Annotated in this window: 10 protein-coding genes; all 10 read left to right on the forward strand. The window is 49.3% G+C overall.

The window, feature by feature from the left end:
- Positions 1-48 precede the first annotated feature (48 nt).
- The 10 genes from HMPREF0658_RS11180 (at position 49) to HMPREF0658_RS09990 (ending at position 14,913) form a co-directional block, all read left to right on the forward strand.
- A complete protein-coding gene (locus tag HMPREF0658_RS11180; RefSeq protein WP_006950576.1) occupies positions 49-3,804 on the forward strand; it encodes a DUF4922 domain-containing protein in 3,756 nt (1,251 codons plus the stop codon).
- On the forward strand, positions 3,804-5,108 hold the full coding sequence (locus HMPREF0658_RS09950) for an MFS transporter (protein ID WP_006950578.1): 1,305 nt from the start codon (positions 3,804-3,806) through the stop codon (positions 5,106-5,108). The genes HMPREF0658_RS11180 and HMPREF0658_RS09950 overlap by 1 nt, the downstream gene beginning before the upstream one ends.
- Before the next feature lie 108 nt (positions 5,109-5,216).
- Positions 5,217-6,002, forward strand: a complete 786-nt coding sequence (locus tag HMPREF0658_RS09955; protein ID WP_006950583.1) for a Nif3-like dinuclear metal center hexameric protein — start codon at positions 5,217-5,219, stop codon at positions 6,000-6,002.
- Between the two features lie 2 nt (positions 6,003-6,004).
- Positions 6,005-6,835: a zinc ribbon domain-containing protein gene (locus tag HMPREF0658_RS09960; RefSeq protein WP_006950584.1), complete on the forward strand. Its 831-nt coding sequence runs from the start codon at positions 6,005-6,007 to the stop codon at positions 6,833-6,835.
- A 435-nt stretch (positions 6,836-7,270) separates the two neighbouring features.
- Positions 7,271-8,620: a leucine-rich repeat domain-containing protein gene (locus HMPREF0658_RS09965; RefSeq protein WP_139047757.1), complete on the forward strand. Its 1,350-nt coding sequence runs from the start codon at positions 7,271-7,273 to the stop codon at positions 8,618-8,620.
- Between the two features lie 112 nt (positions 8,621-8,732).
- Positions 8,733-9,413, forward strand: a complete 681-nt coding sequence (locus tag HMPREF0658_RS09970; protein WP_006950586.1) for a YiaD family glycine zipper/OmpA-like lipoprotein — start codon at positions 8,733-8,735, stop codon at positions 9,411-9,413.
- 162 nt (positions 9,414-9,575) lie between these two features.
- Entirely contained in the window at positions 9,576-10,328 is a 753-nt protein-coding gene (gene mtgA, locus HMPREF0658_RS09975) for a monofunctional biosynthetic peptidoglycan transglycosylase (protein WP_036883850.1), read from the forward strand.
- Positions 10,329-10,343: 15 nt separating this feature from the next.
- The gene (locus HMPREF0658_RS09980; RefSeq protein ID WP_006950588.1) at positions 10,344-12,713 is read left to right on the forward strand and encodes an ATP-dependent helicase; all 2,370 of its coding nucleotides are present in this window, start codon (positions 10,344-10,346) and stop codon (positions 12,711-12,713) included.
- Positions 12,714-13,452: 739 nt separating this feature from the next.
- Positions 13,453-14,322: a hypothetical protein gene (locus HMPREF0658_RS09985; RefSeq protein ID WP_024990913.1), complete on the forward strand. Its 870-nt coding sequence runs from the start codon at positions 13,453-13,455 to the stop codon at positions 14,320-14,322.
- A gap of 105 nt (positions 14,323-14,427) precedes the next feature.
- On the forward strand, positions 14,428-14,913 hold the full coding sequence (locus tag HMPREF0658_RS09990; protein ID WP_006950591.1) for a hypothetical protein: 486 nt from the start codon (positions 14,428-14,430) through the stop codon (positions 14,911-14,913).
- Positions 14,914-14,921 lie beyond the last annotated feature (8 nt).

The raw sequence follows: 14,921 nt of genomic DNA on the forward strand, positions 1-14,921 counted from the left end.
ATGAATAATTTTTCGTAAGTTTGCACGCGAATAACCGAAACCCTTCACATGAGAGAGAAAATAGATTTCTTCCTGCCCTGCACCGACCTCGCAGCAGCAACCGAATTGATAAAGACGCTGCGCGAAAGCCTCGTCATACGCCGCATCCATCTGATGGCGACAGCCGATTTCACCCTAACACACAGCCTGCCCGATGGATGCACATGGCTCCCGACCGACAGCTTGCAAGCCTCCGCCACCGTGGAACGCATCGCCCGACACGCCGAAGCCGACTACACGATGCTTTGCACAAAAGCATCGCCCGTCGCGTTGGGACTGCACGCCCTCGAGCGATTCCTCCTTACGGCCGAAGACACCCATGCAGCCATGATCTATGCCGACCGCCTTTCGGTGGAAAACGGCAAAACCGTGCGCCATCCCGTCATCGATTATCAAACAGGAAGTCTGCGCGACGACTTCGACTTCGGGTCGCTCCTGCTCATCAACACGCAGCTCCTCCACCGCTACGCCTCGCAACCCTCAATGCCAAGCTACGCCTACGCCGGACTGTACGACCTGCGATTGTATCTCAGCCGGCAAGGCACCCTGTTTCATCTCAACGAATTTCTCTATACCGAAGAAGAGACCGACACCCGCCAAAGCGGCGAGAAACAATTCGATTACGTCAACCCACGCAATCGCGAAGTGCAGGTCGAGATGGAACAGGCAGCAACAAACCATCTGCAAGAACTCGGCGCACTCGTGGATACCGACACTTACACAGAACCCGATTTCGCAGAGCAGGAGTTCCCCGTGGAGGCCTCCGTCGTCATACCCGTTTACAACAGAGAGAAAACCATCTGCGATGCCGTCGGCTCGGCGTTGGCACAGAAGACCTCGTTTGCTTACAACGTCATCGTCGTAGACAACCATTCCACAGACCGAACCACCGCCCTTCTACAAGCCTATACCGACCCCCGGCTGGTGCATATCATTCCTTCACGCACCGACTTGGGCATCGGCGGATGCTGGAACACAGCCCTCGACGACAAGCGATGCGGCCGCTTTGCCGTACAGCTCGATAGCGACGACCTCTACTCCTCCGAACAAACGCTGCAAACCATCGTAGAAGCATTTCGCAAACAACATGCCGCCATGATTGTCGGAGCTTACCGCATGTGCGACTTCCACTTACAGACACTTCCCCCCGGGCTCATCGACCATCGCGAATGGACAGACGATAACGGCTGCAACAATGCACTCCGCATCAATGGCCTGGGAGCCCCAAGAGCATTCTTCACACCGCTGGCACGCCAAATACGTTTCCCAAACACGTCTTATGGCGAAGATTACGCCATGGGACTGGCTTTCTCCCGCCGCTTCAGAATCGGTCGGATATACGACGAACTCTATCTCTGTCGGCGATGGGGAGGAAACAGCGATGCGGCACTCTCGGTCGAGAAAGTAAACGCAAACAACCTATATAAAGACCGGCTACGCACCATCGAGATAGCCGCACGCCGACAAATGAACGAAGGAAAGGCAGACCTGCTGCGCGAAACACCCTTACAACGATTCTTCGACCGCCAGCTTTCAACATGGGAAGAAGCACGCCTGCGCTATAAAGATTTGCAAAACGTACAGACAAAAGAGTGCACCGTGGGGCAGCTGACAATCCGCGTGCAGCACAATCCCGCACGTATGGTTTCAACGGGAGCAGCTATCGACACCGAGAGTCTTCGCCGTCGCCCTTGTTTCCTCTGTGCAGAGAATCGCCCCGAACAGCAAATCGTCAAGATATTCGACCGCCATTTCGATTTTCTGGTGAATCCTTTCCCCATCCTACCGGTACATTTCACCGTAGCCGGACATCACCACGAACCGCAACATATCTTAGGAAACTACGAAGAAATACATGCTATCTTGGGCGCACACGCCGAGCTAACGGTGTTTTACAACGGCCCTTTGTGCGGCGCATCAGCACCCGACCACGTGCATCTTCAGGCCGTCGCAGGCGATGTCCTGCCGCTTCAAAGTGCGTGGCAGCGGTTGAGTCGCAATCTGCAAACCGTGTTCTCTCGGAATGAAAACGAACAAATAGCCCTGATAACAGACTACCCTTGTCCGGCATTTGCTATCAGAAGTCGCTGCAAAGAGAGTGATTCTGCACTGTTCAAAAGACTCTACAACGCCATGGAAAAGCAAGACGAGGCCATTGAGCCGAGCATGAATATCGTGAGCTGGCGCAACGGCGAGGAGTTTATCTCTGTGGTCTTCCCCCGCGGGAAACATCGTCCGGCCTGCTACTACGAAGAGACGGGTGCGCAATTGCTGGTCAGTCCGGGGGCGTTGGATATGGCCGGCCTCATCATTACGCCGCGTCAAGAGGACTTCGAGCATATCTCGGACGACGACATCGCCCGCATCTTACGCGAGGTCAGCATCACGCCCGAGGAAGCAGAGCAGCTCACGAAACGGCTGAAAACCAGCATTCCCGTTCTGAAAACCTTCCCCCGCGAACCCGAAGTGAGCGTTGGCATCATGAGCGGAGAACAGCTGCATTTCCTTTTAAACAAACCTTATACGGCAAAAGGAGAGAGCGTGGAAGGAGAGCAGACGGTGGCATTGGCCGACGGAGCAATACTTTGGAACGGACAGACGTATAAGGAACTCACCTTCTCACCCCTGTCAACAGACGCTTCTTTCTCGCTCTCCGATGTCACGATAGGTGTGCATTTCCATTGGGAACGCAAGGAAACGCAGGTTTTTCAAGGGACATTGAAACTCGTGGTCGAAGCCGATAACATCGTTGCCATCAACCTCCTGCCCGTAGAACGCTATCTGACGAGCGTTATCTCCAGCGAAATGAGTGCCACGAGTTCTTTGGAATTGCTGAAAGCCCACGCTGTGATTTCGCGCAGTTGGCTGCTCGCCCAAATGGAGAAACGCAGGCTGGCGGGGAAAGAAAGTGCTGCTTTCTTTTCGTTCATAAAGAGCGATGACGAATGGATACGCTGGTACGACCGCGAAGACCACAGCATTTTCGACGTCTGCGCAGATGACCATTGCCAACGATACCAAGGCATCACCAAGACAACGGATAAGCGTGTGGCACAAGCCGTCAAAGACACAAAGGGAGAAATCCTTGCCTACAACGGCGAGATATGCGATGCACGTTTCAGCAAATGCTGCGGAGGCGTGACCGAGGAGTTCGACTGTTGCTGGGAAGACAAGCAGGTTCCGTATCTCATTGCCTTGCGAGATAATCCCGACGGACTACTGCCCGACCTCACAAAAGAAGAACAGGCAGAGGCGTGGATACGAACTCCGGAACCGGCATATTGCCATACGACCGACCCGAAAATACTCTCTCAAGTACTCAATGATTACGACCAAGAGACACATGACTTTTATCGGTGGCGCGTGGAAATGAGCCAAGAACGCATGGCTGCTCTCATCTCAAAAAATACCGGCATAGATTTCGGTCTGATACAAGACCTTATACCTGTAGAGAGAGGTAAGAGCGGACGTATTAAAAAGTTGTGCATTGTGGGAGAGAAAAAGACTTTTACCATTGGAAAAGAACTCGAAATACGGCGCGTTCTCAGCGAGACACATCTTTACAGTTCGGCCTTCGTGGTGAAAAAAAACAACCTCTCGCCCGATGGCACACCGGCTTCTTTCACACTGATAGGTGCCGGTTGGGGACATGGAGTTGGTCTCTGTCAAATCGGAGCAGCTGTGATGGGCGCACAAGGACATAGTTATGACGATATTCTTCTGCACTATTACCGTGGCGCAGAGATAAAAAAAGCCTATAGATAATGAAGAAATCCAACCCTTGGAGCTGGGTTCCATCCCTCTATTTCGCAGAGGGATTGCCCTACGTAGCTGTGATGACAATCTCGCTTGTACTGTATAAACAAATGGGATTGAGCAACTCCGAAATCACATTTTATACCTCATGGCTGTATCTGCCTTGGTTTATCAAACCGTTGTGGAGCCCCTTTGTAGACATCATAAAAACCAAACGGTGGTGGATTACCTCAATGGAAGTACTCATAGGAGCCGCTTTCGGAGGAATCGCCTTTACCATTCCGACCCACTTTTGGCTACAAGGCACATTGTTCTTCTTTTGGGTGATGGCCTTTGCAAGTGCCACCCATGACATTGCGGCCGATGGATTCTATATGTTAGGACTCAGCCAACATAAGCAAGCATGGTTCGTTGGCATCCGTTCCACTTTCTATCGATTAGCTACCATCTTTGGTCAGGGCGTGTTGGTCATGATTGCCGGTAATTTGCAAGTTATCTATCGCGACAACATTGCTTTCTCTTGGAGCCTCATGTTCTATGGAGTTGCGGCGTTGTTTATCGGTCTTTGGCTGTGGCATTGGTACAGTCTGCCTACTCCAAAAGAGGATGGAGAGACAAAAAGGAGAGAACGGGGCGACGTATGGGAAGATTTTCTACAGACTATCGTCACCTTTTTCCGCAAACCACAAGTAGTTGCAGGCATCTTGTTCATGCTCTTTTACCGTATGCCCGAAGGATTATTAGCCAAGATTTCAGCCCTTTTCCTCATCGATTCCATACATAATGGCGGATTGGGGCTGTCACCCCAAGAATACGGACTTGTGCAGGGAACAGTCGGGGTAATCGGTCTGACGTTAGGAGGAATACTCGGCGGTATCGTAACAGGTAAACACGGGCTGAAACATTGGCTATGGCCGATGGTCTGCGCCATTACCTTGCCCGACATCGTTTACGTGTATCTGAGTTATGAAATGCCGTCGAATCTTTTGATTATCAATGCTTGCGTCTTTATAGAACAATTCGGCTATGGGTTCGGATTTACCGCTTACATGCTTTATCTCATCTATTACAGCCGCGGAAAATTCAACACAAGCCACTACTCTCTTTGCACAGCATTCATGGCACTCTCAATGATGATACCCGGAATCTATGCAGGCGATTTGCAGGAACTCGTAGGCTACAGGTGGTTCTTCTTAATCGTGATGGTTTGCTGTAGCGTCACTTTCATCGTGACTTACTTCCTTCGCATAGACCCGGAGTTTGGGAAGAAGCAACCCGAACTGAGTCTTGAGGAGGAAGAAGACAGGCTCTGAGTCCATCGCACGCATACGGTTAAAAAACATAAAATAAGCAACATATACAATGTTGTATGAACTTTTTTCCCTACTTTTGCACACCAAAGTATATAAGAGCTGAAAAGCGTGAAAATAAAAGAAGTGGTTTCCGCCCTTGAACTGTTCGCGCCTCTGCCTTTGCAGGAAAGCTATGATAATGCTGGCTTGCAACTTGGACTAACAGAGACGGAGGTATCAGGGGCTTTATTGTGTCTTGACGTCACGGAAGAAATGGTCGATGAAGCCGTGGAAAAAGGTTGTAATCTCATCGTTTCCCATCATCCGTTGATTTTCCACAAACTGAATCGTATCACGGAAGACGACTTCGTGCAGCGTATTGTCATGAAGGCTATCCGTCGAAACATCACTATCGTATCTATGCACACAAACCTCGACAATGCTCGGGGCGGTGTAAACTTTAAAATGGCGGATAAGTTGGGACTGACCGATGCCGACTTTTTCGCTTCCCGAACGATAGAGGGCGTGGTATGTGGAAGTGGCGTTATTGGGTCGTTATCCGAACCTTTGTCGGCCGAACGCTTTATACAAAAGCTAAAAGACGTATTCCACGTATCCTGTGCACAATGCAATCACCTCCTGTCGCGTCCTATCCGGCGGGTAGCTCTCTGTGGAGGAGCCGGCTCGTTTCTACTCGAAGATGCCGTAAAAGCCAATGCTGATGCATTTGTGACAGGAGAGATGCACTACCATGAGTTCTTCGGACACGACGACGAAATACAGATAGCTGTCATCGGACACTATCAAAGCGAACAGTACACAAACGAAATTTTCAAATCAATCATTGAGGAACGGTGCCCCGAAGTCAGATGTTTCCTGACCCAAATCAACACCAATCCTATAATCTACTTATAATTATGGCAAAGAAAGATCCCACAGATTTATCGGTAGAAGAGAAGTTGAAAACTCTCTATCAGCTACAAACCATGCTCTCATCTATTGATGAAAAGAAAGCGTTAAGAGGCGAATTGCCCCTTGAAGTACAAGACTTGGAAGACGAAATAGAAGGTCTCTCCACACGAATCGAGAAGATTGAAACAGAACTCAATGAGTTCCGGAAAGCTATCTCGCAAAAGAATACCGAGATACAAGAGGCTCAAAGCAGCGTAGAACGTTACAAGGAGCAGTTGAACGATGTAAAGAATAATCGCGAATACGACACCTTGAGCAAAGAGATAGAATTCCAATCACTCGAAATAGAACTGTGCAACAAGAAGATAAAGGAAGCGATGATGAAGATAGATGAAAGAAGTCGTGACCTGGAAGCAGCACAGGCATTGGTGGAAGAACGTAAGGCTGCCTTGGAAGAGAAAAAGGGCGAGCTGTCGGAAATCATGCAAGAAACACGAGAAGAAGAAGAAAAACTAAAAGAGAAGGCCAAAGATTTGGAAACAAAAATCGAACCTCGACTCCTTCTCAGCTTCAAACGCATCCGCAAAAACGCCCGCAACGGTCTCGGTATCGTTTATGTTCAGCGTGATGCCTGTGGCGGTTGCTTCAACAAAATACCACCCCAGAGACAATTGGATGTGAAGATGCACAAGAAAATCATCGTGTGTGAATACTGTGGACGCATCTTGATCGACCCTGAATTGGCTGGTATTAAAACCGCAGCAACTGCAGGAGAAGCCAAACCGAAACGAAAACGTGCGACGAAAAAAGCAACGAAAGAGGAAACAAACTCCTGACCACACCACAAAGGAGACTATCTCCTCATGATGATAGAATCCCTATTAAGTGAGACCTCTGTAAAGGAAAGAGCCTAACGGTTCTCCTTACAGAGGTCTCTCTGCGTAAGTTCTTATCATACAATGACATACAAAGTTTATCGAAAAAGCATAGCTCTTACCTTCTGAAAGCTGTCCTTTCATGCCTTAAAAGCTATCTTTTTATCTTTCCAAAGCATACCTTTTTCGCCATAGGCACTGCGTCTTCGACAGAACAACAAACAATCAGAACGACCATCCAACAAAATCTGAATAGGCTCTCATGACAGATTTGAGATAAAAGTAATGAGACTTTCAGGTGGCAGATACGACAAATTTGATTATCTTTGCGACATGTGTACTGCGGTCGCATTGGTGCGAGTTGCAGACATATATCACCGAAAATCTAAGAGTATCATGCTGAAAAAGAATTTCTGTCTATTGTTGTTTTGCGCTTTTGGGGTATATGCCACAGCATCGACCGCCGACAGAGCGGCAACAAAAAAGCAAAGTAATACCGGTATATCAGTCTCTGTTTCTTCCTCTGTCGACGTGGGAAGCAAACCTCTTTCACCAGCTCCGGCCGACGAACACACCCCTGCCATCAGCCTTTCTACGACGCTCACGGCAGGCAGTCGCATCTCACTCAACGTTACATCGGCCACAGGAAGCTATCGCCTCGACCTTGGTGATGGCAATCAGATAGAAGTGTCGTCGGGAATGTATAGGGGCAAGGTGGTCGGAAACGAGATAAAAATATACGGTCAAGTGACTGCCGTAGCGGCAAGCAGTTGTAAGATAAAGGGCGTGACGGTAAACACGCACGACCTGACTCTGCTGAATCTGACCGACAACCTGTTGACTGAATTCACATTGCCGGCCAACAATCAGCTGACCTCTCTGTCTTTGCAAGGTAACCGGTTAAAGGAAATGGTATTGCCGGCAACGCTTCCTGCACTCTCCACTCTGAACATCAAAGGTAACAAGTTTACCGCCCTGCCATCGACAGACATGCCGTCATTGGCAATACTGATAGCAGGCAACAACCTTTTCGAGACGTTGGAGTTGCAGTCGTACACCCATTTACAGAGCATTCGTGTAGCAAATTGTAAACTGACGCAACTAATGCTGCCTGCCTCGTGTACGGAACTGCATGCCGAGAAAAACCTGTTGAACTTTCCCGAAGACTATTTTACGGCATTTCCCGCTCTGCAATCCCTGCGCTTGAGCAGCAATAAGGTGCGTGCACTGAACGTAACCGCATGCCCTAAACTGAAAGAACTCGAATTGAAAGACAACGGCATGCAGCGGCTGACAATTGCCGATTTACCTTCACTCAACTACGTAGACCTTCGCACCAACTTGCTGTCGGCAACCCTTCTGGATGCCGTTTATCAGGCTTTACCCTCCGTTGCGAGAGGTTCTGTAAAGGTGACAGGAAACGCTGAGGCTGCCGATGCTCACGGATATATTGCTACCGATAAGGGGTGGAAAATCGACGTGGTCGGCCTTCCGAAGGAGCCTACAGGTATAGACCATCCGGCAGCAATGTGCTTGCAGACCGTGTATGATGGCTATACAAACCAGCTGTATATCACCGATGCTTCTGCCGTGGCATCTATTGAGTTGTATGCGGAATCGGGTGCCAAACTCGGTTCGTTAAAGGCAGAACCGGTTATTGACTTCTCACACTTGGCCAAAGGCTTGTATTTAGTGGATATACGTACAACGAACGGAGAGAAGAAGATGGTGAAAATTTGTAGGTAAAAATAAATAAAAAACAGATAGAATAGAAGGCAGACATGGGAAAAACACTATCTTTGCAGCCGTATTAACAGTAAAAAGAACGTATTAAGTAACAAGATTCATTCAGATTTTTATGAAGAAGACTAAGATTATTTCTTTGCTGATGTGCGGTAGTGTACTGCTGTTCAGCTGCGGTTCCAACCTGAAAAACGGCGCTTTGATAGGAGCCGGTGGCGGAGCTGTGCTCGGTGGAATTATCGGTAAAATTGCCGGAAACACGGCTGTTGGTGCTGCCATGGGTACTGCCGTAGGTGCAGGAGCCGGTGCTCTGATAGGCAAACACATGGACAAGGTGAAGGCGCAAACACAGGCGCAGGTGCAGAATGCCAAGGTTGAAGAGGTGACGGATGTCAATGGATTGAAAGCCGTTAAGGTGACATTCGATTCAGGAATCCTCTTTGCACTCAACAAGGCCGAGCTAAACGCTACGTCGAAAAACGAACTGATGAACTTCTCAAACGTATTGAAGAAGAATACCGATTGCCAAGTAGACATACAAGGATATACGGACAGTACGGGTAACGACGACATCAACCTGCCGCTCTCTAACAGTAGAGCACAGGCCGTAGTGAGCTATCTTGCCCAATGCGGTGTGCCCTACAGTCAGTTCAAAAACGTAAAGGGCTATGGTTCATCCAACCCCGTGGCAGACAACAGCACAGAGGCCGGTCGCAAACAAAACCGACGCGTGGAGGTATATATCTACGCCGGAGAAGCTATGATTCAGGCTGCTAACAACGGCACATTGAAATAAGCCCTCATTGGTCGTAGGAGCCTCTCATGACCGATTGGGGTTAAACGATCGGAGTCATCGGCTACCGGTGCTCTTATGCCCATGAATCAGACAGGTAGGCTGTGTGGTTCATGGGCATTGTTTTCATCTATCGACAAGGATATCACCTTACTTTTCATAGAAATGAAGAACCTATTGAAACTATTGCGAAAGATAACGAAATGGCTTGCCGTGGCGTTTTTCGGAACATCTATTCTAACTGTTGTCGTCTACAAGTTCCTACCCGTCTACTTCACGCCGCTGATGTTCATACGTTGTTCTCAGCAGAAGTTCAAGGGCGAAGATATGAAGATGAGCCACCACTGGGTGCCCATGCGGGAGATTTCTCCCCACATGCCCGTAGCCGTGATGGCAAGCGAAGACCAGCGTTTCCTGCTACACCATGGCTTCGACTACGATGCCATACAGAAAGCAGCCCTACGCAACATACGGGGAAGTGGGAAGAAATTGGGCGCGAGTACCATATCTCAACAGACAGCAAAGAACGTTTTTCTATGGCCGGGACGCAGTTGGGTGCGCAAGGGATTCGAGGTGTATTTCACTGCACTCATAGAATTGATATGGAGCAAACAGCGTATCATGGAGGTCTATCTTAACTCCATAGAGATGGGCGACGGTATCTATGGGGTAGATGCCGTGGCTATGGAGCATTTCCATACCACAGCCGCACGTCTCTCGCGTGCCGACTGTGCCCTGATTGCTGCCACACTGCCCAACCCGCTACGCTTCAACTCTGCACATCCAAATGCCTACATGCGGCAACGGCAATTACGTATACAACATGAAATGAGGTACATTCCGGCCTTTCCAAAGGAGGGTGAAGACTATGACCCCTCTACAGCGTCGGGTGGCGTGTACAGGAAAAAGAAAAGATAAAACAGAGAAAAAGACATGGAGAAAAGCATACTCGAAACATTGAATGACAGTCAACGTAGGGCTGTAGAGCATATCGACGGCCCCTCTATCGTCATAGCCGGCGCAGGGTCGGGCAAGACCCGTGTGCTGACTTACAAGATAGCCCATCTGCTGAACAACGGTTTCGAGCCATGGCATATCCTCGCTCTCACCTTTACCAATAAGGCTGCTACGGAGATGAAAACGCGTATCGGCCATCTCGTGAGTATGGAACGGGCGCGATATCTCAACATGGGAACGTTCCACTCTGTATTCTCGCACATCCTTCGTACTGAGGCCGAACGGATTGGGTTCGGCAAGCAATACACCATCTACGACGAAAACGATTCGCGCTCGTTGTGCAAGGTCATCATCAAAGAGATGGGATTGGATGACAAAATATACAAACCGGCTACCGTGCACGCCCGTATCTCGATGGCAAAAAACCATCTCATATTGCCAGCACAATATGCAAAGGATAGCCACGCCTTGCAGCATGACCGCGACAGTCGTATGCCTGCCATGAGCCATATCTACACAACCTACTGCGAACGATGCCGCAAGAGCAATGCCATGGATTTCGACGATTTGCTCGTCTACACCCATCAGTTGTTCAACGAGCATGACGACGTGTTGCAGAAATACCGAGACCGCTTCCGTTTCATCCTTGTAGACGAATACCAAGATACCAATTTCGTGCAGCAGAGCATCGTTACCCGATTGGCCGAAGCACACCGGCGTATCTGCGTGGTGGGCGACGATGCACAGAGCATCTATGGCTTCCGAGGAGCGAACATCGACAATATTCTCGACTTCCAAGAGAAGTTTGCCGATGCCGAAATGTTTAAATTAGAGCAGAACTATCGTAGTACGCAGCGCATTGTATTGGCTGCCAACAGCCTCATCAAGCACAATCGACGACAAATACCTAAGGATATTTTCAGTCGTAATGACAAGGGTGAACGGCTCACGCTTAAGCCCGCATACAGCGACACAGAGGAAGCGATGATTGTTTGCAACGACATCCGGCGCATCCACCGTGCCGATGCTTGTGCATATAGTGACTTTGCCGTGCTCTATCGTACCAACTCTCAAAGCCGCAGTTTCGAGGAGCAGTTGCGCAAACAAGGCATTCCCTACCGCATCTATGGTGGGTTGAGTTTCTATCAACGTAAGGAGATAAAAGACGTGATTGCCTATTTCCGGCTTGTTGCCAATCCCGATGATGAAGAGGCATTCCGCCGTATCATCAACTATCCTGCCAGAGGAATCGGCGATACGACCGTAGGTAAGATTCTTTCGGCAGCGAACGCGCATGGCGTCAGTCCGTGGACGGTTGTCAAGTCGCCGGCACGCTACGGTGCAGATGTGCGAGGAACGACAGTCACGAAGATAGAGACCTTTCGCACACTCATCATGAACTTTGTCGAGGCGATGCCCCAAACGGATGCTTACGAGTTGGGGAAAAATATCATGAAAGATAGCGGTATTACGGCCGACATCTTTGGCGATACCACGCCCGAAGGTCTTTCGCGTCAGGAAAACATCGAGGAGTTTCTCGGTGCCATGCAGGATTTCGTGAGCATAAGGCAAGAAGAGGGGCGTGGCGAAGAGGTGTCTATTGCCGATTTCCTGCAGGAAGTGGCGCTGTTGGCAGACCTTGACAGCGACGACGGGAACGACTCCGACCGCGTGGCGCTCATGACCATTCACAGTGCCAAAGGCTTAGAGTTTCCCAACGTGTTTATCGTGGGAATGGAAGAGAATATATTCCCCAGTCCCCGCGCCTGTGATTCGCAACGCGAATTGGAGGAAGAACGACGTCTGCTCTATGTCGCTATCACGCGTGCCGAACGCCGTTGTATCCTTACCTGTGCCCGCAACCGATTCCGCTACGGTCGGGTAGAGTTCGATACGCCAAGCCGTTTCCTCCGTGAGATAGACCCTCAATACATGACCGTGGAGAGCGAGATGTCAGCATCTTACGGGCAGCAACGATATGGTCGACGCGGGGGATACGACGAGAGCCGATACCAAAACAGCCGTCCCGTAGCCGACAGATTTCGTGCCGACCCTCAACCCCGCATCACGGCGCATCGCCCTATCGAGCCGGCAACTCCCCCCGCATCATTCCGACGTGCTCCCGCATCCCAGCCTATTGAAACTCCATCGGTAGGGTCGACGTTTGCCATCGCAGTGCAAGAGGGTGACGTGATAGAACACGAGCGGTTTGGCATCGGGCGTATCTTGCGTATGGAGGGGACGGGCGAAAATACGAAAGCAACGGTGGAGTTCAAACATGCCGGTGCCAAACAACTCCTACTGAAATTCGCCCGCTTTAAGAAAATGAACACCATTTCGGAATAGTCTCATCCAATAACCCTAAAGGGGCGACATACCTTACATAGAGGTAAGCGGTAGCACAACAGTCCCAATACCCTTATCTCGAACTCGCATCTCTATTGGTACAAGGCGCAATGTAAGCTCCGAGAAAGCCGTTTTGTAGGGTACATTGATACCATAATTATATGCGAGTTCGGGATAGAGAATATTTAAGCCGTAAGAGAAGAGGCGGCTGTGGAGTACAGCGGAACGATAAAAGTGACCCTCACTATTGGGAAAAAGACACCCCATTTCTCTAATTTCGCAGCACAGGACTTAGGCTGATGCTTAAACCGAACTCACATATATTATAATGGTATGAGGTGCAACTTAGACTCTAAGAGAGCGCAAGATATGAGCCCAGCGCGTAGCACTGGATATAGGGCAATTCCACGGCACTGAAACGAAGTTCGCCGTGCGAAGCAAAGGCAAAATACGACATTGACGAACACCAGATGCCTGTTGCGCTGAGAAAGGTTGCCGACCTTTCCTTGTACAAACTGTATCTGTACACCATACAAACGCCATCTGTACAGGGTACGAATGCCGACTTATCAATCGTAACTTTACGTCCCTTAAACTCCAATCGGTCATAAGAGCCTTACTGGTTGAGGTTAAATTAGTTAAAAGGTATTGATATGTAAGGATAAAAATGTATATTTGCATATCATTCGATGAGAACAAGATTTATTTTCTTTTTACTAACCTTTTAATTTTAAACTCAATGATGAAACATTTGTTCATGACCACTTTGTTGGCAACGGCATGTACACTTGGAGCCTCGGCACAGAGTATCAAAGTGACCGATGCAAAAGGCGTGGCGTACAAGTTTGCAGCCGAAAGGGTGAGAGACATCACCTTTGCCAAAGTAAATGCTTCTAACGTTATCGACTTTAGTTCCATCACGGCACGTGCCTATTCGTCTGGTGCTGTAGAGGCTACCTTTTCTTCGGCCGACAGTCCCAAGACTGTGACGCTGTGGATTGTGGGGCCGTCGATGGGAAAGTATCTGTATGACGGGGTGTACACGGTGTCGTCTGCAGCCGGAGCTATGACGATTGATGCTGCTCCGTCGTATTCTTTCGTAAAAGAGAACGGCGCTTCCACAGCTTTGAAATCCGGAGTGATGAACGTGGCTATCTCTGGTAAGGAATATACCATCACATTCGACCTGATATTAGCCGACGATAGCGGACTGAAAGGAAAATATATCGGCGAAATGCCGGGGACGGTAGGCAAGGACTTCACATTGCCTGTATGCGAGGCACCCACCGTGAAAACCACAGAGGTGAACGACTATGTAAAGGGAGAGTTTTATGTGAAGATGAACGATGCGGCATGGAGCTATGAAATGGTGATAGACTTCTTTGCCGACGCGAATGCCACAAAACTGCCCGCCGGAACCTATACTTATGCAACAGACAAGTCGGCCGGAACATTCGGCACACGTAGTTCCATCGACATCTATAATCCCAGCTGTAACTACAAATTCGCCACGGGCAGCACGGTGAAAGTGTCATATGACGGCGACAACATCGTCATGGAAATAGTACTTGTCACAACAGATGGCCGCAAGATAGACATGACCTATTGAGGTGCCATCGCGTTCCCCGCCCCCGCATCATCTAAAAGTGCGCTCACGGCATCCGTTGCATCGGCAACATCCATTACAAAATCTCATTTTTAAATACCGATAGATATGAAAAACGTTATAATAGCTCTTTTTGTCGCCTTTACCACTGTCCCATCGGCCATGGCGCAGCATATAGACAGAGATTATGCCATGCACGTAAACACGGCCGACGGGAAAGCCATAGAGTATAGGTTTGATATGGAACCCGTTGTCAGCTTTAGCGATGGACAAATGGTTGTTGAAACCAACGGAGATGCCCCCGTGAAGTTTATACTCGACCATGTGGTCAAAATCACATTCAGCGGCGAAACGACAGGCATAGGCCATGCGGTCGACAAGAGGCCGTCACTGAGTGTGTCTGTTTCCGCAGACGAGCTCATCATCAATGGTATGAAGGCGTTCGACAAAGTGACGGTATATGGCATAGACGGTAGCCTGCTCACCTCCACGAATGCCGATGCCAACGGACATGCAGTTATGAATGTCAGCCATTTCGGTAATGGCGTGTTTGTCGTACATACGACGACAAACGCTTTCAAATTCATTAAATAAACGAATAC

The organism is Hoylesella marshii DSM 16973 = JCM 13450 (assembly GCF_000146675.1).
Lineage (GTDB): Bacteria > Bacteroidota > Bacteroidia > Bacteroidales > Bacteroidaceae > Prevotella > Prevotella marshii.